Genomic DNA, 26,830 nt, shown 5'->3' on the forward strand with positions numbered 1-26,830 from the left:
ACAATAAACAAAAACATGTAAAATTTACCGGGGTGGTCTGGCTAATTGAAACAGAAAACAGATTTAAACAAGCTATTGCTGACGCTATCCCTGGCCATGGATTTTTCCAGGCACGGTTTGATGCGCCACCATCAAAGGGTGGCCTTTATCTCTCTGAGAATTGCCGAGGAACTTGGGATTTCTCCGGCCAGCAAACAAAGGATGATCAGGGCGGCTCTGGTTCATGACGCCGGGGTCAGCACCTGGAGGGAAAAATCCCTGCTGCATGAATTTGATGTGATAAATCCGTGGGGGCACTGCAGGAGCGGGTCAAAATTGTTCAGGGGCCTGGACGGCATTGTGCCGGTTTCGAATATTATTCTGCACCACCACGATCGCTGGGACGGCTCCGGTGAATCCTTCCTGGCCGGGGAGTCCATACCCCTGGAGAGCAGGATAATCCACCTGGCCGACCGGGTAGACGTGCTGGTGGGTTATGACCGCTGGGTTCTGGAGCAGCGGAAAGAAATAATGGCCAAGCTGAAAAGCCTGTCCGGGGCTCTTTTTGACCCGGTACTGGTGGAAGTAATGGAACAGGTGGCGGTGAAGGAGAGCTTCTGGTTTGATTTGCTGTCAAAATTTCTTCAATACCAGCTGGAAGAAGAGGCGGCCACGGATTTCGTAAGCCTGGGAATGGAGGATTTGCTAAACCTGGGGAACATTTTTGCGGGAATCATCGACGGCAAAAGCGCCTTCACCCACCGTCACTCCAGGCTGGTATCGGCCATTGCGGGGATGCTGGCGGGTAAAATGGGCTACGGCCCGGAAAAATGTGATATGATGCTGCTGGCCGGCCTGATGCACGATCTGGGTAAACTGACCATACCGGAAAGCATATTGGAAAAGCCGGGGCCGCTGACTGCCGGGGAGCACGATTTGATTAAACAGCATACATATTACTCTTACAGGATATTGGGAATGATCAGCGGATTTGAGGAAATCAGGGAATGGGCCGGATACCACCACGAAAAGCTGGACGGCAGCGGATATCCGTTCCATCTCAGGGGAGGGCAATTATCCCACGGCGCAAGGATAATGGCGGTGGCGGACATTTTCAGCGCCCTGGTGGAGGACCGTCCCTACCGGCAGGGGATGCCGCCCCAAAAGATAAAGGAAATAATGTGGCGGGAAGTGGAAAAAAACCATATCGACGGCGAAGTAATGGACGTGCTGGCTCAAAACATGGATACAGCCTGGGAAATTTACCGGCAATTGAAAATACAGGAAGCCCCTGTTGCTATTTAACCGCCAGCCGGGGCATAATGTGGAAGAATATAATATTGGGAGATGATTTTTTTGAAAAAGACTACCATTCAGACCGACAAGGGAAATATTGTGCTGGAAATGTTCGATAAGGATGCTCCAAACACCGTTGCCAATTTCGAATCCCTTATAAACAAAGGTTTTTATGACGGTTTAACCTTCCACCGGGTGGTGCCCGGGTTTGTTATCCAGGGGGGCTGCCCCCACGGCACCGGCACCGGCGGGCCGGGTTACCAGATCAAGTGCGAAATAAACCCCAACAAACACCTGCGGGGCGCTCTTTCCATGGCGCATGCGGGCAGGGACACCGGGGGCAGCCAGTTCTTTATCTGCCTGGGAGATTTTCCTCACCTGGACGGGGTGCACACCGTTTTTGGAAAGGTGCTGGAAGGTATGGACGTGGTGGATAAAATAGCGCCCGGGGACAAAATGAACAAATTGGCGGTAACCGAGGAATAAAAAGCGAGAGGTTTTGCATGGATGACCGGGAACTTTTTCAAATAATCGCCGGTGAGTCGGAGGTAACTCCGGGCCAGGTGGAAAAAACCGCGGCCCTTCTGGACGACGGCAATACGGTGCCCTTCATCGCCCGTTACCGCAAGGAGGTAACCGGGGAGTTGGACGAGGTGAAGATAAGGCTGATTGAGGAAAGGCTCAAATTTTACCGGAATCTAAACCTCCGGAAGGAAGAGGTAATCCGCCTCATTGAGGAGCAGGGAAAACTGACTCCGGAATTAAAGGAAAGGATATTGAGCGCTCAAAAGCCCACCCAGGTGGAAGACCTTTACCGCCCCTACCGGCAGAAAAGGAAAACCAGGGCGTCGGTGGCCAGGGAAAAAGGACTGGAGCCGCTGGCCCGGTATCTTCTTTCCTTTCCCCGCCTGGGCCAGCCCTTGGAGGAGGCAGCCCAATATTTAAACCCGGAAAAGGGTGTCGCCCTTCCGGAGGAGGCCCTTCAGGGGGCCATGGATATAGTGGCGGAAGAAATATCCGATGATCCGGATATCAGAAGCTGGATAAGAAATTTTACCTTTAAAAGCGGTGTGTTCCGTTCCGCCGCCAGGGAGGCGGCAGCGCCTTCCGTGTATGAAATGTATTACGATTACCGGGAGCCGGTGAGCAGAATAGCCCCTCACCGGGTGCTGGCGGTCAACCGGGGTGAGCGGGAGGAGTTCCTGAAGGTCGCCGTGGAGGTGGACGAGGAGCGAATACTTGAATACATGGCCCGGATGCGGGTGAAAACCCCGTCCGTGACCTCCCAGATTGTTTTATCGGCGGTTAAAGACAGCTACCGCAGGCTCATTGCCCCGGCGGTGGAGCGGGATGTGCGCAATGAACTAACCGACAGGGCTGATGAGCAGGCCATATTGATATTCTCCAAAAATTTGCGGCAGCTTTTGCTTCAGCCCCCGGTCAAGGGAAAGACCGTGCTGGGGGTGGATCCGGCCTACCGTACCGGCTGCAAATGGGCGGTGGTTGACGATACGGGCAAAATGCTGGAGGTGGGTGTGGTTTACCCCACCCCGCCGCAAAAACGGGTGGAGGAAGCCCTGCTGGAGTTCCGGCGCCTGGCGGATAAATACGGCATAGATATTATCGCCATAGGTAACGGCACCGCCTCCCGGGAAACGGAGCAATTTGTGGTCTCCTTTATCGGGGGCTATGGAAAAAAGAATTTGCAGTACATTATCGTCAACGAAGCCGGGGCCAGCGTATACTCAGCCTCGGAACTGGCCGCCAGGGAGTTTCCCGAACTGGACGTTACCGGCCGCAGCGCTGTTTCCATAGCCCGCCGCCTGCAGGACCCCCTGGCGGAGCTGGTTAAAATAGAGCCCCGCTCGGTGGGGGTGGGCCAGTACCAGCACGACGTCGCCCCCAAACGGCTGGAGGAAAGCCTGACCACGGTGGTGGAGTCCGTGGTGAATCACGTCGGCTGTGATTTAAATACCGCCTCCGCCCCGCTTCTTTCATATATTTCCGGTATCAGCGCGACCCTTGCCGGAAACATAGTAAAATTCCGGGAAGAAAAAGGGCGTTTTACAGACAGGGGTCAGCTTAAGAAGGTGCCCCGCCTGGGTCCCAAAACCTTTGAGCAGTGCGTGGGTTTTTTGCGCATCCCGGGTGGCGGGAACCCCCTGGACGGAACATCAATACACCCCGAATCCTATGAACTGGCGCTTAAAATTCTGGAACTGTGCGGTTGTGCCCCCAATCAGGCGGGAACTCCCGAACTCCGCTCCAGGCTAAAACAAAATGCCCCGGAAAAGGTGGCGGCCGATCTGGGGGCAGGGCTTCCCACGGTCAGGGATATCCTGGAAAGCCTGAGCCGGCCCGGCAGAGACCCCCGGGAGGATTTACCCGGCCCCCTGTTCCGCAGCGACGTGCTTTCAATGGAGGATCTGCAACCGGGTATGGAACTGCGGGGCACGGTGCGAAACGTGGTGGATTTTGGCGCCTTTGTGGATATAGGGGTTAAGGTTGACGGCCTGGTGCACCGCTCCCAGCTCAGCGACGGGTTTGTGAGGCATCCCATGGATGCCGTGGCGGTGGGAGACGTGGTAACCGTGCGGGTGTTGGAAGTGGATACCGCGCGTCAAAGAGTCGCCCTGTCAATGAAAGGATTAAATTAGTTCTAAGAGCTGGCAAGGGGACGTTTCGTTTGCCATCACTGGTGATGGCAAACGAAACGTCCCCTTGCCAGCTCACGCCCCCTTGCCAGCTCTTTTCCCTAAAGCAACTTTGAAGGGATTTGCGGCGGGGAGATAGAATAAAAATTTAATATTATTTCAGGAGGAAACCTTAAAATGTTTTACGTCAGCACCAGGGGAAATCAGCCGGCGGTGTCTTCCGCCGAGGCCATAAAAATGGGTATATCCCCCGACGGAGGGCTTTTTGTGCCGGATGCGCCGGTTACGGTGGGTCCGGATGTTATGCGGAAAATGAAAGACATGACTTACCGGGACAGGGCGGCGGAAATTTTGCGCCTGTACCTTACTGATTTCACCGCCGCCGAGTTGGAGGAATGCACCGGCGGGGCATACAATACCACCAATTACGATGTGGAGGAAATAGCCCCGGTAAAGGAACTGGAATCCGGAACCTACGTGCTGGAGCTGTGGCACGGTCCCACCTGCGCCTTCAAGGATATGGCTTTGCAGATACTGCCGCGGTTTTTGCCCAGGGCGGCTGCCAAAACCGGTGAAAAGGGCGAAATAGTAATTCTGGTGGCAACCTCCGGGGATACCGGCAAGGCTGCCCTGGAGGGGTTCAAGGATGTTCCCGGAACCAGGATCTTTGTGTTTTTTCCGGACCAGGGAGTCAGCCAGGTGCAGAGGCTGCAGATGATCACCCAGGAGGGCGGCAACGTGGGTGTGGCTTCGGTGAGGGGGAATTTTGACGACGCCCAGAGCGGTGTCAAGGCCATCTTCACCGACCCGGAAATGAACAGAATGGTGGGGGAGAAGGGTTTTCGCTTCTCATCCGCCAATTCCATCAACTGGGGCCGCCTGGCGCCGCAGATTGTGTATTATTTCAGCGCTTACCTGGACCTTTTGAAGGAAGGCAAGCTTTCCGGGGGCGAGCCGGTTAATTTTGTGGTGCCCACGGGCAATTTCGGCAATATACTGGCCGGGTTTTACGCCAGTGAGGCCGGCCTGCCGGTAAACAGGCTGATCTGCGCGGCCAACGAGAACAATGTGCTTACCGATTTTATCCGCACAGGGGTTTACGACCGCAACCGGCGGTTTGTCAAAACCATATCGCCTTCCATGGATATACTGATTTCCAGCAACCTGGAAAGACTGCTTTATGAGCTTACCGGCAGGGATACAGCCTCGGTCAGGGGCTGGATGCAGGATCTGAAGGAGAATGGCGTCTACCGGGTGGGCAGGGAGATATATTCCCGGCTGCAGTCGCTGTTCTGGTCCGATTTCAGTGATGACCGGGAAACCATGGCTGCCATCAGGGACACCTATGAGAGTACCGGATACGTGGCGGACACCCATACCGCCGTGGGGCTGGATGTCTACAAAAAGTACGTGGAACAGACCGGTGACCGCACCAAAACCGTTATTGTGTCCACAGCCAGTCCCTTTAAATTCAATGCCAGCGTGGTAAAGGCCCTGCTGGGCGAAGAGGCTGTGGCCGGAAAGAACGAATTTGAGTTGCTTAAGGTTTTGGCCCAGGTGAGTTTAATGGAAATACCCGCGGGGCTAAGGGGCCTGGAGCGCAGGCCGGTTCTGCACCAAAGGGTGGTGGCCGGAGAGGAGATGCCCCGGGCTGTGTTAGATTTTTTGGGGATTTAACCGGAGTCGTTTCCAATACTTCGTCCGGCCTCCGGCCTCCGGCCTGCCGGTGCCAGCCGCGCCGTGCGGCTCCGCCAGTAGGTCCGGGTTCCGGTTTTGCCGGACTGTGGAATTTTCCCGGAGTGGATTGAAAACAGCCGCCGCCTGTGCTTCTATATTTAGAAACCGGGCGGCGGCTATAATTTACTCGGACTCTACGGTAACCTCACCGTTCATGACTTTGCGCACCGCCGCCATGTGGCGGCACTGGAATTTCGGGTCCCGCCGGGAGCCGAACCGGTATGTGCAGCAGGTGCAGGAATTGGCGGTGGTGTTCAGCTCGTAGCGGCAGTCTATTTCAATCACCCTGGCTTCTTCCGGGGTGTCCATATATACCACCAGTTCGCCGACAAATATAGGTTTTTTGACTGCATTTACACTCATGGCACTTTTCACCTTTCTGATTTTGAATTGACTATCGTTAACATCCGGCAAATTAGATCGAGCTCCACAAAACATTCCTTAATATTCTATCATATTTGCGTATTGTCTTTTAAGCAAAACTTTTTAACGGACGAACGGAGGCCCCGGGGGTTTAATTTCCCCGGGGCCTGATTGATATAAATTCTACCGTGGCTTAAAATACTTTTCCTCCGCTAAAACCACAGAAGTTTCCACTTGTCTTTCCGGCACCGACCAGTATTTTTTTAACAGCATATCCTTCTCCTCCGGGGTGACCAGCCGGAAGCCGTATTTTTGGTAAAAATTAACGGCCCAATCCGCATCCGCCCAGGTGCCTATTAATACGGGTTTTTCCGTTCGCGCCAGCAAAAAGGAAAGCAATTTTCCCCCAATGCCCTTTCTGCGGTTTGCGGTTATTACGTAGGCGTGCCTGATAAGGGTTACATCCTCAACATGCTGTATACCCATTACCCCTGCCAGGCGGCCCCCCTCCTCATAGCCCCAGAATAGCACCCCATGGCCGATTTCCCGGCGTAGTTCGTGCCTGTCCATATAGGGCTCTTTCCAGCGGTCCTCCGGAATCACACCCTTATATGCCCGGGAGGCCTCGTTAATAATGAAATGAATGGAGTCAAAATCCCCTTCTGCACACTTTCTGATCATACCGGACCCTCCAAATTTAATTTTTTAAGCAGTTAAATTCTATAAATTAAATTAGTGAAGGTCTTGTATGAAATTGCTGTATTGGCCCGGGGTGATTCCGGTGATGCCCTTGAAATGCCTGGTGAGGTGGCTCTGATCCGTGAATCCCGTTTCCATGGAAACCCTGGCGATGGGCAGTCCCGAGGCAATCAGAGCCTTGGCCTTTTTTATCCTGGCCTGTTTCAGGTAGGCGTGGGGCGGGATTCCCACCTCCTTGCGGAAAACCCGGATCAAATGAAAGGGGCTCAAATTGGCCATTGCCGACAGCTGTTTGATGGAAATATCCTCATTAAAATTGTCTTCAATATATTCCCGGACTTTCCTGACGGCCTGCTGTTCCCTGCCGGCGGGCCGCAATTGGTAAAAGCCATCGGCGTGGCGCATAATAAACTGCGACAGTGTCCACAACAGCAGGGATTCCTGTTCAATTACCGGTGTTTCCGGTTTTTCCAGCAGTATATGGAGCCGGCGAAGGACAGCGGCCATAGCATCGTCCCGGAGTACCCCGGCCCGGAAAAAAGGTATGTCTCCCGGTTTGCCTTTTATTTCTGAAGCTGCCTGCCGGAGCATTGCCGGCTCAAGGTAAAACATGCGGTATGTCCAGCCCTCATTCGAGGCGGCGTGTCCGTTATGGGCCTCGCCGGGAATGGCCAGGTTGATCTGGCCGTGAGGGGCAACTATATTTTCACCCCGGTAATAAAATTTCAGCGCGCCCCTTTCGATAACGCCCATGGCAAATCCGTCGTGGGTATGCCGGGAGAAGGACTGGGTGACATAGGTTGCCTGTAATATTTCCATATTGTCCAGGTGGGGCAAAACCCGCATTTTTATTTGCTCTTTAACCATTTAAGTCACCGCCTTGAATATTTAAGCAGGGGAGGTCGCTGTTAAAAGTTTAACCCGGTTAATGGCATACCGCCTTTAAATTCTGGCCGCTTTCTAAATTATACCTCTATCCGGTGAATTTATCTGACTGTTTTGGGGCACATTTTATTTGAATTCACAAAAAAGGTGATGCTATGTATTCTTTTTGTACGCTTTCGGTGATACCCAGGCTGCCGGACAACATATCCAGGCTTAATGAAATAGCCTATAACTTCTGGTTCAGCTGGGACCGGCCGGCCAGGGAGCTTTTCTTTCGCATAAACCGGCAATTGTGGGAAGATGTTTACCATAACCCGGTTAAATTTCTTCTCCGGGTGAAGCAGGACCAGCTTCAGGCAGCGGCCGGGGACCCGGAATACATCAGCCTGTACAGGCAGGTCATGGAACGTTTCGACCGCTACATGACGGAGGAAAAGTGGTATCAGTCCCGCTACCCCGGCCAGGCCGGGCAGGGGATTGCCTATTTTTCGGCGGAATTCGGACTTCATGAGTCCCATCCCATTTATTCCGGAGGACTCGGCCTGCTGGCCGGGGATCACCTGAAATCCGCCAGCGATCTTGGAGTGCCCCTGGTGGGGATCGGGCTATTATACAAACACGGCTATTTTACCCAGCGAATAAACTCCGAAGGCCGCCAGGAGGTTGAATATCCCTACCTGAGCTTCCATGAAATGCCCATGTCTCCAGTCACCGGCGAGGACGGCAAGGAAGTGCTGGTGCGGGTGGCGCTGCCCGGGCGCAAGGTTTATGTGAGGGTCTGGGAGGTAAAGGTGGGCCGGGTAAAACTCTACCTGCTGGACACCGACATGGGCCGGAATTGCCGGGAGGACCGGGACATTACCGCCCAGCTTTACGGGGGCAACAAAGACGTGAGGATGGCCCAGGAAATTGTGCTGGGAATCGGTGGCGTCAGGGCGCTGCGGGAATTGAAAATAAATCCGCACATGTGGCACATCAATGAGGGGCACGCCGCCTTTCTCTGCCTGGAGCGCCTCAGGGAGAAGGTCCAAAATGGAATAAGTCCCCAGGTGGCCGCCGAAGCCGTTCAGGCCAATACCCTGTTTACCACCCACACTCCCGTTCCCGCGGGTCATGACACCTATTCGGCGGAAATGATGGATCATTATTTCGGCCACTATTACAGCGAACTGGGAATGAGCAGGGATGAATTTATCTGCCTGGGCTGGGATCATGACCGGGCCGTATTTAATATGACCTTTCTGGCCATGAATTTCGCGGATTTTGTAAATGGTGTCAGCGAACTTCACGGCCATGTCTCCAGGTGCATGTTTAGCAAGTTTTTCGGCTCCATACCCCCTGAGGAGGTTCCCATTTTTCACATAACCAACGGTGTGCACTCCCAAACCATGATGGCAGGCGATATGAAAGAGCTTTTCTCCCGGTACCTGGCGCCCGACTGGTACGATAAAATCAGCCAGGCGGATATGTGGGAGCGGGTGGAAAACATTCCTGATGATACGCTCTGGGCCGTGCATATGAGCTTAAAAAGGAAAACCATTGATTTTATCCGGCACCGGCTGAAAATGCAGCGCATCAGGAATTACGAGCCCACCCACCGGGTGGAAGAGGTGGATAAATTCCTCGACCCGGAAATACTGACCATCGGTTTTGCCCGCCGGTTTGCCACCTATAAGCGGGCCACACTGATATTCAGGGACTACGAGAGGTTGGTAAAGCTGGTCAACAGCAGCGGCAGGCCATTGCAGATAATTTTTTCCGGCAAGGCCCATCCCGCCGACCATCCCGGCCAGGAATTGATCAAAAGAATTAATGATATCACCAGGGAAGAACCTTTTAAAGGAAAGATAATATTCCTGGAAAACTATGATATCAATGTTGCCCGGCACCTGGTCCAGGGGGTGGACGTTTGGCTCAATAACCCCCGCCGGCCCCAGGAAGCCAGCGGTACCAGCGGCATGAAGGCGGCGCTGAACGGGGGGCTTAATTTCAGCGTGCTGGACGGCTGGTGGCCGGAGGCCTACAATGGAAGAAACGGCTTTGCCATCGGGGAGGGCAAAGATTGCTGCAATGAGGAAATCCAGGATCTGGAGGACAGCCTTTCTCTCTACTCCATGCTGGAAGAAAAAATTATTCCCCTCTATTATCAGAGGGAAGCCGGTATACCGGTCCAGTGGGTAAAATATATGAAAAATTCCATAAAAACCATCGTCCCATATTTCAGCACCCACCGCATGGTCAGGGAATATGCGGAACGCTACTATATTCCGGGCATAGCCAGGGGGGTGCACTTTCGCCGGGAAAATTTTACCGTGGCCGCCCGTCTGGAAGCTTTCAAGGAGTTTTTGAAAAATAACTGGCACCAGGTATCGGTGACCTCCGTGGAAACAGGCAACTATTCGGGATTGAGCGCCGGGGACAGCCTGGAGGTTCATGCCAGGGTGTACCTGGGGAGCATATGGCATAAAGACGTGGTGGTGGAAATAGCCTATGGCGAAGCTCTCAACAACAGTATCACGGGAATAAAAACCGTTCCCATGGAGATGGAAAAACAGCTGGAGGAAGGCACTTATCTTTTTGCCGGCAAACTGCTGCTTCCTCCGGGCTCCCTGGGGTACACCGTCAGGGTCAGACCCAGCAGTCCGGACTTCACCCATAAATTTGAAATGCCCCTGGTTACCTGGGCCCACGGGCTGGATTAGGACAGAAGCTAATAGCGAGACAAGGGGACGGTTCCCCTGACTCACTTGAAAAGTGAGTCAGGGGAACCGTCCCCTTGTCTCGTTTCAGGGAAATAAAATTTTTTGTAGAATATAAAATATGTTACATTTTGCCCCCGGGCAGCGTCTATAATGACAGATTCCATTCTCCCGCCAGGCGCCGCGGGGGATGAGAAGAAAGGGGTAATTCAATGCCCTCCGCTCAGATGGATACCGAAAAGGAAATATTGAGCTTCGAAGAGCTTTACGACCGGCAATTTGATGCCGTAAACCGCTATCTGCGCTACCGGGTGCCGGATGTGTGGGACGCCGACGATCTTACCGCGGCGGTGTTTATCAAGGCCATGGAAAAATTTCACAGCTTCCGGGGGGAAGCTCCCGTGGCCGTATGGCTCTTTCGCATCTGCCACAATACATATGTGGACTACATGCGCTCCCGCCGCAAAACGGTGGATATCAGCGAAGTGGCGGTGGCCGCGGACAGCGGCAGCGACCAGCCGGAGGAGGCCTACCTGCACCTGGAGGAACTGGCGCAGCTTAGAAAACAGCTTGAAAGCATACCGCTGGATTACAGGGATGTTATATCACTGCGCTACATGGGAGATTTAAAATTCAGGCAGATTGCCCAGGTGCTGGGCAAAACGGAATCCGCGGTGAGAATGATCCACTACCGGGCGCTGAGGCTGCTCAGGTCGCTTATGGACAGGGACAGGGGGGAGTGCAGCCGTGACGGATAATAAAGACAAAGTGACCGACATTGAAGGTTGGAAGAAAGCAAAAGGGGAAAAAAACGACGAAGAGGGATACCTTCCCTTATTGCTGCAGCATATGCGAAAGGTCAGGGATACTGTTCCGGTAAACAATGTTTTGCGTGAAGAACTTCGCAGGGAACTGGCCAGGCGCAGCCGGATGGCCGGAAGCGCCGCGGCGGGAGCGGCGGAGACCGCTGTTGAACAACCCCGGCCCGGGGCAATGCCCCGGAGAAAATGGCTGTTTTCGGGAATTGTCTGTGCCGCGGTGTTGATTGCGCTAATTTTTGTGGTACTTAAGAATAGTGTTCCCATGGCGCTGGAAGCCGGGGAGACCAGGATATTGAGCCGTTTCAGGGCCGATGACACAGTGCCCGCCCCCACATTTGATCCCGCCGGCTCCATAATGATGCTGACCCTGAGAGGGTCGCTGCTGCTGCTGGATGAAACCGGCGGGCAGTCGGAGCCCGTCATCCCGCCCCCGGGGGAAAAATATCTTTGCCCGGCCTGGTCCCCGGATGGTAAACAACTGGCCCTGGCCAGGCAAAAAGAGGGCGGAAGCCAGGAAATTATCCTTGTGTCCCTGCCCGCCGATTATAACTGGGGAAATTTAAACGGCATATTACGCGCAGCCCTGGCCGGGGCGAAGGTGCTGCAGGAGATTGCTCCGGGAATGAATGTCAGCAGCCTGACCTGGTCCCCGGATGGAACCGCCCTGGCATATACCGCGGGGCAAAGGGGCGGCGGAGAAGAGGTATATATTCTGGAGACCGGGGGAAAAGAGGCAAAATCTCCTGGCCAGGAAAAGACGTACAGCCTTGGACCCGGACGGCACCCCACCTGGTCGCCGGACGTTTCGGCCCTGGTGGTGCAAAGGGACTATCCCGCACCGGTCGCCGGCGCTTCAGGGCCGGCGGAAAACAAGGAGATATCCCGTTTATGGCTGGTGGACAGGGAGACCGGCCGGGAGAGGCTGCTGGGAGAGGGGAGCCTGCCCTCCTGGGGCTCAAACGGCTACCTGGCCTATGTGGACTTGAAATTGAAGGAAAGAGTGCTCAGCTACCTGCCCGACGGGTCCCCGCAATTCACGGTGCAGCAGCTTACCGGTACCGCCAGGGCAGTGTATCTGGGCAAAAAAGCTTCGGAGGTGAAGCCCCCGGTAAAATCCGGGGAGGCTGAGACCCTTCTGAAAGGCGGGCAGCTGCTGGCCACTGCGGATACTTCTCCCGGAGCGGTGGAACTGGAGTGGATGAGGCGCCTGGAGCTGAACGGCGTCCGGGAGCCCAGAACTCTGTACCCGGGTCAAACCAATACCTTTGAATACATCGGCTTCGGTCCGGATGCCAGGTGGCTGGCCACCTGCCGGCGGGAAGGCGACACGGTGATATTGAGCCGGGTGTTTGTGGACGAACGGCCGCTAAAGGGGGTTGAATAGAGTTGAAATTGACAAGTAACCGGTACAGGCCGGCTAACCGCATTCTAAAATTAATGCTGGTTGTTCCGGCGTTGGCGGTTTTAATGCTGGCCTCTGCCCTGCCGGTCCGGCCGGCTTCGGCTGCCGGGGTGGATATAAAGGCCTGGCCCGGCCTGTCGGGGCTGTACAAAATGGACCAGGCTGTTCAGATAAAGTTGGAACTGATAAACAGCGGCGAACCCTTCAAGGGCAAGCTGGTGGTGGATCGGGAAAAAATCCCCGGCCAGCCGGAACAGGGCGGTAATAAAGTGCTGTATTCCCGGGAAATCGATGTCCAGTCCGGAAAAACCTCCACAATTATGCTGGTGCCCGGAAATGTGATGGGGCTGCCCCCGGAGGTAAAACTGGTTTCCGGCGAAAGGGTGCTGGCCAGGACGCCGGTTCAGGGGACCAACGTCAGCGGCGGCCTGATAGGCCTGGTGCTCAGCGAGAAGGCATACCGCAGCGATTTGTTTACCTGGCTGGACAAAAGGCTGGGCAATCAGTTCAATGCCAAATACATGAACCCGGAGGAACTTCCCGACAACGCCGTTCTGCTGCAGGGCGCCGACTTGCTGGTGGTGGACAGGGATGCTGTTAAAGCGCTCAACGGAGAACAGTGCCAGGCGATAATGGAATGGACCAGGCTGGGCGGGACCCTGCTGCTCTCCGGCGGAGCCGGGGCGGAGCAGGGGGGCAAATTCTCCGCTATAAGCCCTGTGGCGGTGCAGGGAAACACCAGGGCAAGCGGCGCCATGGGGGGCCTTCGCCCGGACGGGGGCAGCCTTAACGCCGCCTCGGGCAAACTTGTATCCGGCAGGGTAGTTGCTTCCGAAGCCGGGAATCCTTTAATGGTCTACGGCGATCTGGGCCGGGGCAAGGTTGTTTACAGCGCGGTGGCCCTGGAGGAACTGGGCGGCAACAATGAAAAATTATGGCTGGCCCTGGACGACCCCGACGGACTGGGGGTTTTTTCCCAGCGTAGAATCAAGGAGCCCCAGGTCATGAGGGACATGCTGGCCAACGCCAGCTCGTACCTTCCCCAGCTGGATTTGCCCCCGGTGCCCGCGGTCATGCTGATATGGGTTGTTTACCTGGCGGCAGCCGGCCCGGGAATATATTATCTGCTGAAACGGTACGACAGGAGGGATCTGGCCTGGATTACGGTTCCCGTCCTGGCGGTTGCCACGGCGGGAGGTTTTTATCTCTTTTCCCCGGTCAACCGCTTGCAGGGATACCTGGAGCAAACGCTTACCGCGGTTGACATACTGGGGCCCGGACTGGCCGAAGTCCGCTCGGCGGAAACCCTGGTATTACCCCGGGGTGGAAATTTAAAGCTGCAGGCGGTTAAGGATATGATGGTGGAGCCTGTGAACTATTATAACTCCGGGCAAGGGGACAATAGATTGGAAATAGTCAACAACGGCCAGGTTTCCAGTATTAATTTCCAGGGTGTGGAGTACGGCTCCATGCGCCAGGTGGCCGCCTACGGCCTGTGGAGGGAGGCGGGAACCCTGGAGGGCGCGGTTTATTTCAGAAAGGACACCCTGATGGGCGAGATTACCAATAATACAGGCATAAATCTGAGGGACTGCAAGCTGCTGGCCGGCGGACACCTGATCGAACTGGGGAGCCTGGGCGCCGGTCAGACCCGGGATATAAACGAAATGCCGGACAGGTGGCAACTGGTGGGAAGCCGGGAGGCACTGGCGGGCTCACCGGGGGATACACGGATGGATGACGACGTCCGGGAAAAAAGGCTGCTGGACGAGCTGATCAACCAGAACTCCCAGGAGCAGGACGGAGTGATGTTTTTAGCCTGGGGGGATAATCCAACGGAACTGTTCAGTGTTGTGGAGCCTTCGGCCAGGGGAAGGAATTACGGTTTAATGCTTATCCGGCAGAAGATAGATATCAATATTCCCGCCGGGGAGTTTAAAATTCCCGCGGGGTTGTTGGGGGCCAGGGAGAACCAGGTGGAAGGCGGCCTGGAAAAAAGGGCTGACGGAATAATCATGCATAATGGCAAGGCGGTTTTAAGCTACGATTTGGCCGACATAATGGGGGGCAGGAAATATACCGTTTCACGAATTGCCTTCCCCGGCTCCGTGGAAGGACACATTCAAACCCTGGAAGTTTACAGCCATAACAAGCAGAACTGGGTGGAACTTAAAGACGGGCAAAGGGTGCTGGAGGGCCAGGAGGCAGCCGGCTGCATTTCCCCCCAGGGAACCGTGAAGATCAGAATATCCGGTGGATTTAACGGAAACGAGGCTTTGAAAATTGTTCCCTTCAGGGGTATTGAAGTGGAAGGGGTGGCGGAATAGTGATTAAAGTGCAAGGGATGTATAAGAGGTTCGGCAAGACCACCGCCCTGGACGCCCTGGATATGGAAGTGCCCCGGGGCAGCATATATGGTCTGATTGGACCTAATGGGGCGGGCAAGACCACCGCCATGTCCATACTGGCCACACTCATGCTGCCCGACGGCGGCAGCGCCGCGGTGGACGGCCATGACGTATTGTCGGAGCCCATGGCTGTACGGGGGGTTATCGGTTATATGCCGGACTTCTTCGGGGTTTATGACGGGCTTAAAACTTGCGAATATCTTGATTTTTTCGCCGACGCCTACTACGTTCCCCAATCCAGGAGGAAAACGCTGATTGGTGAGCTGCTGGAGCTGGTAAACCTGTCGGATAAATATGACAGCTACGTGGATTTGCTGTCCAGGGGCATGAAACAGAGGCTGGCCCTGGCACGCTGCCTGGTTCACGATCCCAAGGTGCTGATACTGGACGAACCGGCCTCCGGGCTGGACCCCAGGGCCAGGGCGGAACTGAAGGAAATAATAAAGCATCTTAAGCAGCTGGACAAAACCGTGCTGATAAGTTCCCACATTCTGCCGGAGTTGGGGGAGATATGCGATCAGGTGGGTATAATGGAGAAGGGCAGGCTGATTTCCAGCGGCCCGGTGGAGGAAATAACCGCCGCCGGCCGGGGGGCTTCCCTGCTGCGGATTCAGGTGCTGGATAAAGTGAGCGGACTTGCCGATTTCATAAAGCCCAGGGATAATGTGGTTTCGGTGGAGCAGGACGAGGGCGCTCTACGGGTGATTTTCCGGGGCGACCCGCAGTCCCGGGGGAAACTTTTACGTGACATCATTGAAGGCGGCTGGGTGGTTACCGAATTTGCCGAGGTAAGGCGAAACCTTGAGGAAGCCTTCATGGCCGTAACCGGGGAGGGGGTTTTAAAATGAGCGTTAATCCGGTATTGCTGAAAGAGCTGCGCCAGAGATTCAGGACCGTCAAGTCCCCGCTCCTGGTTTCCCTCTACCTGCTGGTGATCGGGGCGCTGGTGCTGGGATTTATTTACCTGCGCTGGCGTGACATGCCGGGATATTACCGCCCGGACACCAGCCGGGAGATATTTATAATTCTTTCCATGGTCCAGCTGTTCCTGGTGGGATTCGTAACCCCGGGATTGACAGCGGGGGCCATCAGCGGGGAAAGGGAGAGGCAGACATTAAACGTGCTGTTGACCACCAGGCTTACCACCCGGGGAATTATTGTGAGCAAAATGCTGTCCTCCATTTCCTTTATGGTGCTGCTGGTGCTGGCCACACTGCCTCTATACAATATAGTTTTTCTCTACGGGGGGATTTCCCCTTCCCAGGTGCTGGGGGTATTCGGGTTTTACATGGTCACCGTCTTTCTTTTTGCCGCCGTGGGAGTGGCCTGCTCCACTTACTTCAAGCGCACCGGGGTAAGCACCGTTACCAGCTACGGCATAGTGTTCATCCTGGGGCTGGGGACGCTATTGCTGGGAGGGTTTATTTACGAGGTACTCAGGGTACCGGGACCTGGACCCTATCAAACCCCTTTAATTACACAGTTTCTGCTGGATATCAACCCCGTAGTGGTAATGATGCGTATTTTAGGGGAAAACGGTTTTGGCCCTGAAAGAAATATTGGGCTGCCCTATTGGGCTGTTTACATACTATTTTACGTAATTGCCGGTTTGCTGCTGCTTCTCTGGAGCAGCAGCAAGCTGAACCCCTCGCGGAATAAAGGTTTAAGGTTTAGAATGTAACAACAGGGTACCGGGATGGTAAACAGGCCGGGTGCGATTAATCGCCCCGGCCTGTTATTATTTTCGTTTTTTGTTTATTATGCTGTTCTTTTTATTTTCGTAGGCTTCCAGCAGAAGGGCGGTCCGGCGTCCTATTTTGGGAAGCCTCCTGACATCTTCGGCATTTACTCCACCTATAATCACTATCACTCCCGCGTATATCACCATGCCGGCCAGAATTGCCAGCAGGCTGGCCGGGGCATTGTGACCGGTAATTGAATGGGCAAGGCCGTAAATTTGCCGGACCCCCAGCGCCATGACGGCGGTGGCCAGGCCGGGGCGCAGCAGGCCGTCCGCAATATTGAAAGAAAAGCCCACCAGGCGTCTTATGGCAAGAATATTTAATGTGGAGGCAACGATAAACATTGTTACGGTTCCCATGGCCGCCGCCCTTATTTCCAGGGAGGTCGGAGTAAGAAAGTAAGTAATGGCAATTTTAACCGCCAGTCCCACCAGTAAATTTTTAACCGGTATGTCAGCCCTGCCCAGTCCCTGCAGGGTGCCGTTCAGCACCAGGTTGGTTCCCCAGAATACTATGGCCGGGGCTATTACTGCCAGGGGAATGCCGGCCTCCCTGTCGGCGTACACCAGCGTGGTTAATTGGGGAGCCAGCACCAAAAGACCGGCGGCGGCGGGCAGGGAAGTCAGCACGGAGAGACGGACACCCTGGGAAAGCCTGGTTTTTATGGTTGAATAATCCTTATGGGCATAGGCTTCGGCCACTGAGGGGACCATGCTGGTGCCCATGGAAAAGGAAAAGGCTATGCTGAAATTGATAAAGGACATGGCCATCTGGGTGAGCTGCCCATACCGGGCGGTGGCTTCCTGGACTGTATATCCGGCAAGCTGCAGGCGGTCGATTATCAGTATGTTGTCCACAATTCCTGTTATGGCCATGGCAACGCTGGCAAAGGATATGGGTATGGAAACTGTAAATACTTTTTTCATCAAGGACCAGGCCCTTTCCTGCCGGGCTGAGCGGTCCTCGCCCACAAGGTGCAACAGTCCCTGGCGGTGCCTGAAATAAAAGAAAATCATTATCAGGGTGGCGGCCATGGCTCCGGGCACGGCGCCGAAATTGGCCCCGGCGGCGGCCAGGGACAGCCCCCTGGGAAGCAGCAGGTAACTGAACAGCAGTGTACTGGTTACCAGCATAATCTGGTCTGCTATCTGGGAGGCCGCCACCGCCGACATATTTTGCATGCCCTGGAAAAGCCCCCGGAACGCGGAGGTTACAGCGGCAAAGAAAACCACCGGGGCCACCGCCCGCAGTCCCCAAAAACTGTCCGGGTTTTTAACAATGCCCACTTTTATCAGCCACTCGGCCCCGAAAAAAAGAGCCAGGGAAAAGAACAGCCCGGCCCCCAGCATTGTGTAGAGGGCCAGCTGAAAGGTGCGGTAGGCGTCGCGATACATGCCCGCGGCTATTTTGGAGGAAACAAGCCGGGCCACACCCACCGGTATGCCTGCGGAAGAAATGGTAAAAAAAAGCAGGTAAAACTGGTTTGGAATTCCGTAAATACCCAGGCCTTCGGCGCCCAGCATCCTGCCCAGGGGAATACGGTAAACAGCGCCTAAAACCCTGACCACGATAGCGGCCAGGGTTAGTATGACGGCACCTTGTACCAGGGTTTGTTTGGCAAGGGATTTCGACTGCATGGCGTTACCTTTAGTCCTCGGTGGTTTCCGGCGGCTGCGTAAGGCTGTCAATTCTTCTTATAGGCGTAACCTTGTTTCTTCTTCCGGGCCTCTGGGTGGGTATCTCCGATTCCGTTATTTCCAGGTAAAATATTTTGTCAGGGTAGCATAGAACAGTTACCAGACCCCTTTCGGGCTCGGTAAGCCAGATACCCTTGAATTCAAGCATCTCCCCCAGCAGGTCGGCGTTAACCTTGCGGGGTCCTTCGAATACCTCCAGTTCCCATCCCTGTATGCTTACCACAACTGTTTTTTGCAGTCTGGTGTTGTCCATTTTTCCGGTTTTCCTCCTTAAATGCATCGGTTCACAACCTATATAATACCATATATGACCGTTTTTCCAAAAACAAATATGCCTTGCGGACTTTAAACAACGGGATTCTGTTGCTATTGATCAGCCTGCTTATATATAATAATTATAGACATGTTTGTAAAGGGGCAGTCTTCTTTTGGTGCGGGCCTTCCGTCCCCGGAGAAGTAATAACCTGCCACTTGCTTTTAAGCTTCCTAAATAGTATAATTTCCTTTACAGGCGGTTTTTCAGTTTAATACATGCCGGAGTGGCGGAATAGGCAGACGCAAGGGACTTAAAATCCCTCGTTCTTTTAGGACGTACCGGTTCAAGTCCGGTCTCCGGCACCATTCAAACCACTAATAACTGAGGCCGTTAAACTGGAGAAAAAGAAAAAAAGAAAACGCAAGAAAAAAGGTGCTTTTGAAGCAAAAACCCTGGTAACTGATTAGCCAGGGTTTTTTGTTTCATAAATAATAATTAAAAAAGCCATAAAAATAAAGCGCAAGAGGCGTTATATCAGGCGTGATTCCATGCCTTTGTAATGGGGATTTTTATTCTTTTCTTTTTAGGTTTGTTCGATAAAATATTTCTCTAATCCTCTTTTTAAATGGTGAATACCCTGAAGTGGTATGGACGCCGAGAAAGGTTAGGAAAAGCAATTTACCGACTTTGATGCTCTGTTAGAAGACAGAGTCTTTCCGGGATAGGTTCCCTTTCCAGGTCTGCTACCCCCGTTAAAATGGTCAATAGAAGGCGTCCAGAGGGTTCTCCGGTCCGAATCCTTACCCCATGCTTCTCCAGGTCGTAGGCGGCGTTTAAAATAATCCTGGCGAACCTTCCGTGTCCAGCGTGTAGGTGAGAAGGAGGTCAAAGCGACCGGCTTGGGCGTTATCAAGAAGCCGTTTTCCATCCGGCCGTTCTTCCAGGGGAATGGTGCCGGTGACACCGTCATCCTTGTGCCAATCCTGAATGTTAAGCTGGTGAAGGTCGCAGTATTTATGGGCGAACTCCAGTTGGTTTTCTATTGTTCCTCTTTCAGCCTGATCGTCTGACGAGACTCTGGCATAAATGGCGATACGCATGTGAGGCGCCTCCTGGAGGGATCAGATGTTTGGGTTTATTATATAGCAAGATTTGGTGAGCGGGGTAGGGGTTATTAGTGAAAATTACGGAATACCTCGAAGATCGCCCGTAGGGGTACCAGGGTGCGGTCGTTTTCAACGGTGGGGGACATAGAAGGTGAGGGGGTGGCCATCGAGGACTGCCTGGGGTATGCCATGGCGGTGGTAGCAGCAGTCTAAACATTTATTAACAGCTAATCCCAATTTTAACTGCATGATGGTAGTATTGTTTTGCAAAGCCTTAATATATTGTGGGGCTTGCATGTCAAAATGTAATTTGTGGGAAGGTTGCTAGGAGGCTGTCTATGAATTAGCTTTAAAAGTTTGATTGAGAATAGTGATCAACGCGCCCCATACTCAGTCTTTGAAAATGAAAAATACACAAAAAAGGGGCAGGCCTTATCTCATTGCCAGTGCCACCTTGTCCTTGTTAACAAACATCTTCAAAATGTTGTGTGTAAGGCATAGAAGTAGCCACTCCCCGCGAACCAATTCAAGTCCACGGAGAAGAAATCTGCGGAATCCTCGGGCCTCTTTAATTTGGCCAAATACAGGCTCAACCGTTTGCTTTCTTAAGCCATATTTGGAACGACCAGCTTTGGTCCTAAGTTTGCGCTTCATTAAATCGGACAATGACAAGTCTACAGGAGTTCTACCCCGGGGAGCGGGTTCCGGTTTATGGCTATGAGATATTTTTTCCCCTGGGATATATGCGTCAACTTTGTTTTTTAACCATTTTAGGTTTGTTTCACTAAAATAACCGGCATCAGCTGATAGCTCTTTGGGGTAGCGGCCAGTATTTTCCTTGACTTCCTCAATAGCTGCCGGAAGGTGCTGGCTATCTGCCGCCTGGTTGGTTAAGACTGCAGCCACAATGATTTGGTTTTTGACATCCACCACTGCTTGGGCGTTATAGGCCTGGACAAAAGCTTTATCGGCATTCCTCATAATTTTTGATTCAGGGTCGGTAAAGCTAATCTGTGCCTTGTCTTTAGGGGTACCTGTTTTCTTGTTATATTTGGCTTTCCCCTTAGGCGGCTGTGGGGCCGGGGGATCATTTTTATCATTGTGCTTCTTTTTATCTTCTTCCCGGGCCAATTCGGCTTCTGCTTCCAGGGCGGCCATGGCTTCCTTGATTTTAGATAGTCTGCTTTCCCGGAAGGCGAGCTCTGTGGGGATTTCATCGCCCCTAAGGTCACGGCCAAACTGCTGGTCTTCTTTTAAATCAAGGTGATTTGCTTTTTCAAGTAGTTTTTTAATTTCTTTCTCAAGTCTTTCTTCCTCGGTCTTCATGCGGCCATAGCTCATGGCTTTATGTTTGGAGGCATTTGCGTTTATTTTAGTCCCGTCTAAGGACACATGCTTTAATCCAACCAGGCCAGCTTTCTCGCACAGCTTGATAATTTGCACAAAAATGCCCGGGAGTGTTTTAATATGCCGCCTACGAAACTCATTAATGGTTCGAAAGTCCGGTTTGTTGCCGCCTGCCAGTACAATAAATGGCACATCTTCATATAACTTGGTTGCTATCTTCCTGGAGGAAAACACTCCCCGGCTGTATGAATAGAACAATACCTTCGTCATCAACGAGGGATTAAAGGGTGGCTGTCCCCTGGTTTCCTTTTCGTAAACCTTATGGATTGAGCTTAAATCCAGGTTATCCACAAGATCGCTGATAAAATAAACCAGGTGATCTTTGGGTAGCCACTCATTCGGCGAAGGCGGAAATAGATATATTTGGTTAGGGTCGTACATTTTATATCCTTTTTTCATAATAGGGTATATCTCGCCATCTAATGGCAAATACCCTGGTTTCTGTTAATATTCAGACAGCCTCCTAGGGGATTATCAATAATTGTATTTTATTCCGATTCTTTTAATTTTGAGATGCTCACAATAAAGGTACTGTAAATTTAATTTTCCTTATCTAAAGTTTTGTTTAGATTTTCATCTAAATTACAATGTGTTGCTGCTGTTTTTAAGATTTTTTTCTTGTTTCTAGAATCTACTATCCAAGAAAAGCATGAAGATAAAAACAAACCAGACATTGCTAAGCCAAAAAGTAGTTCAATTATTACTATTGTTCTAACTATTGTATTGTTAGGTAATATATCACCATAGCCAAGTGTTGTTATGGTTATTGCACTAAAATAGGCAAAATCCCAAAATGAATAGGAATAACTTCCCCTTGCTACTTTTTCTAGTATGATAGGACTATTTTCATCTAAGGCAACAAATGAATCCTTAATAATCCAATATAGTTCTTTTGTCTCTACTATATGTTCTCCTGGGTTAACAAGTTCAAAATATATGGTTTTACTGAAATCAATAGCTTTACTGGTGATAATGTATGTGGAATATTCACAATTATCATTATCTGAGAAGAAATCTAAAATATATGCGTAACCTTTATCTCCTGTGACAACATGGATTAGAAAATCGTCTTTCATTTCTTTAACAAGAAATTGTTTATATTTATTGGCAATGCACCATTGTGTATAATAGTATGCCCAAGCATCTCCCATCACGCCATCTTTAAAATAGCCTATCCTTTTGTCAGTATTAAATTTCAAGCTACTAACATAGAGGGCGTTATTAAAATTTCTTTTGTATTCTTGTTTAATTAGTAGTTGTCTAATAGAATCATCTAACTCTTTTGATGAGCCTTTCCATGGTAGATTTTCTATAAAGGCTTTGTCTCTTTCTCCGATAATAATATCAGGTTCTGCTGGCACTTTTATATGCATTTCAGAATTTGATTCGGTGTAATAGGTTGAGGGCAGTTTCATTTTTTCCTTAAAAGCGAACAACTTTCTGTCCAGTGACAGGTCTTCGTTAAAATAAAATGCTCTGCCAGCAGTAATATTTGCGGCAATTAGATAAGCGTTAGCACATCCATACCAGACAAAAACATAAACGAAAATTGAAATTGCCATCAATCTAATCAATATTTTACCTTTAGTAAATATTATTATTGAGTAAAAAAATGAAAAAATAATTAAAATAAAAGAAATAATGCCGCTCTCGTTTAATATTATGTCTAAGTAAGAATCTGAATGCACGTAATTAATTGGCGGATGTTTTGTTAATATGCAATAAATTATCCAAAATGAGTTAGTGAATAAAATTGATAATGATAATTGATATCTTGGGTATTTTTCTCTTAATTTAATAGTTAGTCCCGATGACAACAGGAGTATCCCAAGACAGAATATTAAAGAATCTATGATAAGAGGTATGGAATTTTTTATATATATGTGTGTTAATTTGTAAGAAAAAATTAATATGATTCCAATTGCAATGACTAGATAAGGGTGTTTTTGAAATTTTTTGTTTAAGGCTTGCCAATACATTAAAAAACAATATGGAATGTTTTTCAATATTTCCACACCTTTTAAAAACTTAATTGTTCTATTCTTTGAATAACGAGATTTTAAAGTAGATATTATAGAGTTGCTGTATTAGATTAATTGCAGTACAATGTAAAGTTCCATAAGCACCACAAAACCCACATTTCCAGGGGGGGCTTCTCTGAACAGTTTTTTCTCATGAATAGCAGTGTTAATTGACTTTTATTTCCGCTACCGCGGCGGCCCACACTTACTGCAAGGAGTATACCCTGCAGCTTTGGCATCCGACAGGCTCATGGGTATTTGACTTTTCCTAAGATATTGGCACCCGGCGGAGTGATACTTTTCGCCGGTTTTCGTAACGTACACAGTACTTCCTGCTTTTGTGCCTGGGGAGCTGGGGTCTTCACTGCAGTCGGCGCGGCGGTTTGGGGTGGGGGTGTGGCTGCGGCCCTCGTTACTGGCTGTTGTTTGGGCTGAACTTGAACCTGGCTTTCATTGGTTTTGGGCTGTTCTGGCTGGGGCTGCTTTGTTGGCTGCGTTTGAGGTTGTGCCGGTTGGGCTTGGGAAGGTTGTTCGGGTTGCGTCTGCTCTTGTTGTTGTTGGGTGGTTGTCGGGGTGTCATTTGTGGTCTTTTGGTCGGTTGATCCGCAGGCGGTAAAAACAATACAGATGAGGACAGCGATGGCCGCCAAAAGCGACTTTTTCCAGGGGGTGTTTTTCTTAATTGCCGGGTAAACAACGAAAATGGCGGCAATTAAGGCGGCCAGTAAACCAACTGAGTTAATAAATTCCCACATAGTCATTACCTCCTCGCATATTTTTGGTTATTAAAAAATGGGGGATTATGTCGAACCCCTAGAACACCACAAAACCCACGCCTCCCGGCGCGGGTTTTCTTTTTGAGTTATTATTTTTCCTTATATTTTATATTTCTGTGTTATTGCAAAATATTCCTGCAATATTCTATACAAAAATGAATAACGCTAGTATTTATTTAGCCTTAATCTCAACACACTACCCTTCCTGTAGGGACGCTTTTTTTCAGCGCCTTTTTAATAAAACAACCTGGGTCAGTGGTTTTCTTTGAAGATGTCTTGGTTAGTTTTTTCTATAATATGGCTAAATGGTTTTCCTGTTGGAGTGGAAACGGTGACAGCATTGGGGATCTTCTGTAGATAAAGAAATTTTTGTGATGATTAGCAGATAACGGTTTCGACAATATTACTATATTTATAACTAATAATAATGACCACCTCTGACATATTAATGTATTGTAATTAAGTTTTGTTCTAGGTAAAAATACTAAAAAATACCAATGTAGTTAATAATAAGTCTAGACTAAAAAGGGAGACTATGGTAAAATGAGGAACCAAAAGTTATTGATCTTTACTTCAATCACTCCTTGGAAATGGGTTTCTGCCCAAACGAAAGGAGATGAACATATGTTCAGTAGTTTTTTAACGGAAATACCATTTATTCAAACAAACTTTACATACAAGGGTTTTGGATGGGAATCATTTTATCAATCATGGCTAACAAAGATTTCTATTTTAGCTGAAAAATCTTTGCAACATGATTTTACTAAAGATATAAGTGATTGGTGTAATTGGGTTAGCAAAAATAATATTGCCTCAGAAAAAGAAATTTTTGAAAAACATTTATTAGCCTTAAATATTAATTCATTAGATATTCTAACAAAAGTTATAGAAAAATTTGAAGAACAATTTCAAATATTAATAAATGGTAGCTCGGAATATTGGGAATTTAAAACTGTTGTAGATTTCTTACAAGACTTGCCCTATCAGGTTCTTGAGACTATAGAGGAACTTGAGTCTAAGCAGGAAGTAGTTTTTGAAACTGTTAAAATATCAACAAAATGTTTTTTTAATTTTTGGAAGGAAAGGTATTCTATTTTAGAGAAGATGTTGGTGTTACCACCAACATCTTTTTATTATTAGGAGGGCTAAAAAGACCCCGTTTGGGAGCATGACTGACATCCACCTCCTGGGCAGGCAGGACGAAGGAATTTAGGGCTTTATGCCCCTGTGAGACATGGGAGGATACGCTACCGGAGAAATGTGGATTCCGATGGCCGCAATACAAAAAAATGACGCAGTTTCATTGGGATAACCATGAACATCCATAATAATGCAATAATTCAAATTCCGCCCATAAGGCTCATTATTGAAAATGCGAAAATCTAAGATTTAAGGAGATATTCCAAGAAAACCTTAGAATATAAAGGGAGGTTAACATGAGCAAAGATATTGATACTTATAATCAGTTTATTAAGAATGTTGAATTGGATGAAGTAGTGCTTTCAGAACTAGAAGCTAAAAGGTTTTCTCCCCCAGAGGATGGAAAATGGTCGGTAGATTTAACTCCTAATTTTTTTCTAATTGAAAAAAATATTAACAAATTAGAAGCAGCAGCAGCGTTTGATTTGGTTGCTAAAGATTTAAAGGATAATAATGAAAACGAAATGTTTACATTGCGTGCTAAATTTATTTTAAACTATAATGTTGCGAATATGGTGGAAATTTCTGATGAAGTTATAGATAGGTTTATTAAAACTAATGTGCCCATAAATAGCTGGCCCTATGCCCGCGAATTGATAAGTTCTGTTTCTATAAGGTTAGGTTACCCAGCTTTAATAATTGGTATGTTTAAAGTAGCTAGGTGATAAGATATGGATTTTATTATAGTAGGAAAACACGTGAGGATTGATCCAAAAAGTATTGTTTCAAGAATGAGTAATTTTATATTGGATAATCCCGATTATTTTGGTTGCTTTTGTAATATATTAATAAGGGCAAAAGGAAGCCGTAGGGTAATAATGAAAGATTCCATTATTGAAGCTGAACTTCTTAAAGGAACGATTAGAAAAGAAATGTTAGACGATTTTAATAAGCTCTTACAAGAGTTCTACGAAAAAGAAGATGCGGATAATGGAAAAACTAGAGGCAAAGTGGTTGAATGTTTAATAACAAAAATTGGCCCTTTTAGTTTTCAGACTCATGATGTTGAAATTTTGAGAGAATGTTCAATTGAGGATGAGTACAAGAATAAGGTCGGTGGTAATAAAAATTTTGATGTGGCTTTTTTTTGTAAGTATACATGTTTAACTGAACTGTCTGCTGAATTCATAGAGAGTAAGTTGGACTTGAATAATTTTTTACTTGAGGAACCCTCTAATCCATTGAATATAAAAATGAGTAAAGCCGGAAGTGAAAAGTTAGATTATATTAGAGGTGTAAGTGAGACACTATCTGATAGTAAACATTTGGTTCTGGCTTTTGCAACAGTGCGATATGATGTTAAATTTAGCCAAACTGTTCTTAAGCAAATGGGTTGTGATAAAATTGTACACATCTTTACGTATAATGATCTTAAAAAACAGGTATTTAAGTGTTGATTTCTACTTTTTTCACCGATGTTCTGAGCCAATACCGCTTGCTTACCTATGTATCCTTGTGTTAATATTACGCCGTTTACTGGTCAGAATTTTAGACCATGTGTAATTACCATTTACCTCTTAAATGCCCAGTCTGGCTTAATCAAGGGCATATATACTATAAGGGCTTAGCCTTCATCCTTAAGTAAACCTGTAGCGGTTTGCGCTCCCTGGCGGTAAACTAATACCCGCCAATGACGTTTAGCAATGGCCTTGGAATTAACGTCAATGGCGATAGGCCTTCAT

At 49.7% G+C, this 26,830-nt stretch carries 22 protein-coding genes and 1 tRNA gene; 14 read left to right on the forward strand and 9 right to left on the reverse strand.

The annotated features are described in order from the left end of the window. The first annotated feature begins 45 nt into the window (after positions 1-45). The 4 genes from DCCM_RS12995 (at position 46) to thrC (ending at position 5,606) form a co-directional block, all read left to right on the forward strand. Entirely contained in the window at positions 46-1,284 is a 1,239-nt protein-coding gene (locus DCCM_RS12995; RefSeq protein ID WP_104372825.1) for an HD-GYP domain-containing protein, read from the forward strand. 51 nt (positions 1,285-1,335) lie between these two features. Next, on the forward strand, positions 1,336-1,761 hold the full coding sequence (locus DCCM_RS13000) for a peptidylprolyl isomerase (protein ID WP_104372826.1): 426 nt from the start codon (positions 1,336-1,338) through the stop codon (positions 1,759-1,761). Between the two features lie 17 nt (positions 1,762-1,778). Then, on the forward strand, positions 1,779-3,932 hold the full coding sequence (locus DCCM_RS13005) for a Tex family protein (RefSeq protein WP_104372827.1): 2,154 nt from the start codon (positions 1,779-1,781) through the stop codon (positions 3,930-3,932). Between the two features lie 174 nt (positions 3,933-4,106). Then, entirely contained in the window at positions 4,107-5,606 is a 1,500-nt protein-coding gene (gene thrC / locus DCCM_RS13010; protein WP_104372828.1) for a threonine synthase, read from the forward strand. Positions 5,607-5,789: 183 nt separating this feature from the next. Here the strand turns inward: thrC and DCCM_RS13015 are convergent, their stop codons facing one another. The 3 genes from DCCM_RS13015 to DCCM_RS13025 form a co-directional block, all read right to left on the reverse strand. Continuing rightward, positions 5,790-6,029 (reverse strand): hypothetical protein, encoded by a 240-nt coding sequence (locus tag DCCM_RS13015; RefSeq protein ID WP_104372841.1) that lies wholly within the window; start codon positions 6,027-6,029, stop codon positions 5,790-5,792. A 183-nt stretch (positions 6,030-6,212) separates the two neighbouring features. Continuing rightward, a complete protein-coding gene (locus tag DCCM_RS13020) occupies positions 6,213-6,710 on the reverse strand; it encodes a GNAT family N-acetyltransferase (RefSeq protein ID WP_104372829.1) in 498 nt (165 codons plus the stop codon). Positions 6,711-6,761: 51 nt separating this feature from the next. Continuing rightward, complete coding sequence (locus DCCM_RS13025; RefSeq protein ID WP_104372830.1) at positions 6,762-7,595, reverse strand: AraC family transcriptional regulator; 834 nt, start codon at positions 7,593-7,595, stop codon at positions 6,762-6,764. A gap of 173 nt (positions 7,596-7,768) precedes the next feature. Between DCCM_RS13025 and glgP the strand changes: the two genes are divergently transcribed. From glgP to DCCM_RS13055, 6 genes are all read left to right on the forward strand, one after another. After that, positions 7,769-10,315 carry an alpha-glucan family phosphorylase gene (glgP, locus tag DCCM_RS13030; RefSeq protein WP_104372831.1) on the forward strand — a complete coding sequence of 849 codons (2,547 nt, stop codon included), beginning with the start codon at positions 7,769-7,771 and terminating at the stop codon, positions 10,313-10,315. Between the two features lie 209 nt (positions 10,316-10,524). After that, positions 10,525-11,070, forward strand: a complete 546-nt coding sequence (locus DCCM_RS13035) for an RNA polymerase sigma factor (RefSeq protein ID WP_104372832.1) — start codon at positions 10,525-10,527, stop codon at positions 11,068-11,070. Next, the gene (locus DCCM_RS13040) at positions 11,060-12,517 is read left to right on the forward strand and encodes a beta-propeller domain-containing protein (RefSeq protein ID WP_104372833.1); all 1,458 of its coding nucleotides are present in this window, start codon (positions 11,060-11,062) and stop codon (positions 12,515-12,517) included. The genes DCCM_RS13035 and DCCM_RS13040 overlap by 11 nt, the downstream gene beginning before the upstream one ends. Positions 12,518-12,519: 2 nt before the next feature. Beyond that, the gene (locus DCCM_RS13045; RefSeq protein ID WP_104372834.1) at positions 12,520-14,862 is read left to right on the forward strand and encodes a DUF8725 domain-containing protein; all 2,343 of its coding nucleotides are present in this window, start codon (positions 12,520-12,522) and stop codon (positions 14,860-14,862) included. Further along, positions 14,862-15,791 (forward strand): ABC transporter ATP-binding protein, encoded by a 930-nt coding sequence (locus DCCM_RS13050; RefSeq protein WP_231702769.1) that lies wholly within the window; start codon positions 14,862-14,864, stop codon positions 15,789-15,791. The genes DCCM_RS13045 and DCCM_RS13050 overlap by 1 nt, the downstream gene beginning before the upstream one ends. Beyond that, positions 15,788-16,624, forward strand: a complete 837-nt coding sequence (locus DCCM_RS13055) for an ABC transporter permease (RefSeq protein ID WP_104372835.1) — start codon at positions 15,788-15,790, stop codon at positions 16,622-16,624. The genes DCCM_RS13050 and DCCM_RS13055 overlap by 4 nt, the downstream gene beginning before the upstream one ends. A 57-nt stretch (positions 16,625-16,681) precedes the next feature. Here DCCM_RS13055 and DCCM_RS13060 read toward each other — a convergent pair whose 3' ends face one another. Next, the gene (locus DCCM_RS13060) at positions 16,682-18,322 is read right to left on the reverse strand and encodes a putative polysaccharide biosynthesis protein (RefSeq protein ID WP_104372836.1); all 1,641 of its coding nucleotides are present in this window, start codon (positions 18,320-18,322) and stop codon (positions 16,682-16,684) included. 10 nt (positions 18,323-18,332) lie between these two features. After that, positions 18,333-18,635 carry a hypothetical protein gene (locus DCCM_RS13065; protein WP_104372843.1) on the reverse strand — a complete coding sequence of 101 codons (303 nt, stop codon included), beginning with the start codon at positions 18,633-18,635 and terminating at the stop codon, positions 18,333-18,335. A 280-nt stretch (positions 18,636-18,915) separates the two neighbouring features. On the opposite strand from DCCM_RS13065, the gene DCCM_RS13070 reads away from it, so the two are divergent. Next, positions 18,916-19,003: transfer RNA gene (locus DCCM_RS13070), tRNA-Leu, on the forward strand. Positions 19,004-19,471: 468 nt separating this feature from the next. On the opposite strand, the gene DCCM_RS19025 is transcribed toward DCCM_RS13070, so the two are convergent. The 4 genes from DCCM_RS19025 to DCCM_RS18865 form a co-directional block, all read right to left on the reverse strand. Further along, complete coding sequence (locus DCCM_RS19025) at positions 19,472-19,738, reverse strand: recombinase family protein (protein WP_207655599.1); 267 nt, start codon at positions 19,736-19,738, stop codon at positions 19,472-19,474. A gap of 438 nt (positions 19,739-20,176) precedes the next feature. Further along, the gene (locus tag DCCM_RS13080) at positions 20,177-21,550 is read right to left on the reverse strand and encodes an IS1182 family transposase (protein ID WP_104372844.1); all 1,374 of its coding nucleotides are present in this window, start codon (positions 21,548-21,550) and stop codon (positions 20,177-20,179) included. A 140-nt stretch (positions 21,551-21,690) separates the two neighbouring features. Then, positions 21,691-23,157, reverse strand: a complete 1,467-nt coding sequence (locus DCCM_RS13085; RefSeq protein WP_104372837.1) for a potassium channel family protein — start codon at positions 23,155-23,157, stop codon at positions 21,691-21,693. A gap of 263 nt (positions 23,158-23,420) precedes the next feature. Then, on the reverse strand, positions 23,421-23,927 hold the full coding sequence (locus DCCM_RS18865) for a hypothetical protein (RefSeq protein ID WP_174705165.1): 507 nt from the start codon (positions 23,925-23,927) through the stop codon (positions 23,421-23,423). 564 nt (positions 23,928-24,491) lie between these two features. On the opposite strand from DCCM_RS18865, the gene DCCM_RS13095 reads away from it, so the two are divergent. From DCCM_RS13095 to DCCM_RS13105, 3 genes are all read left to right on the forward strand, one after another. Beyond that, positions 24,492-25,088, forward strand: coding sequence for a hypothetical protein (locus DCCM_RS13095; protein WP_104372838.1), 597 nt, complete (start codon positions 24,492-24,494; stop codon positions 25,086-25,088). Between the two features lie 296 nt (positions 25,089-25,384). Continuing rightward, positions 25,385-25,813, forward strand: a complete 429-nt coding sequence (locus tag DCCM_RS13100; RefSeq protein WP_104372839.1) for a protein-export chaperone SecB — start codon at positions 25,385-25,387, stop codon at positions 25,811-25,813. Positions 25,814-25,819: 6 nt separating this feature from the next. Next, positions 25,820-26,545, forward strand: coding sequence for a hypothetical protein (locus DCCM_RS13105; RefSeq protein ID WP_104372840.1), 726 nt, complete (start codon positions 25,820-25,822; stop codon positions 26,543-26,545). Positions 26,546-26,830 lie beyond the last annotated feature (285 nt).

Origin of the sequence: Desulfocucumis palustris (assembly GCF_002933875.1) — a bacterium.
Taxonomy (GTDB): Bacteria; Bacillota; Desulfotomaculia; order Desulfotomaculales; family Desulfocucumaceae; genus Desulfocucumis; species Desulfocucumis palustris.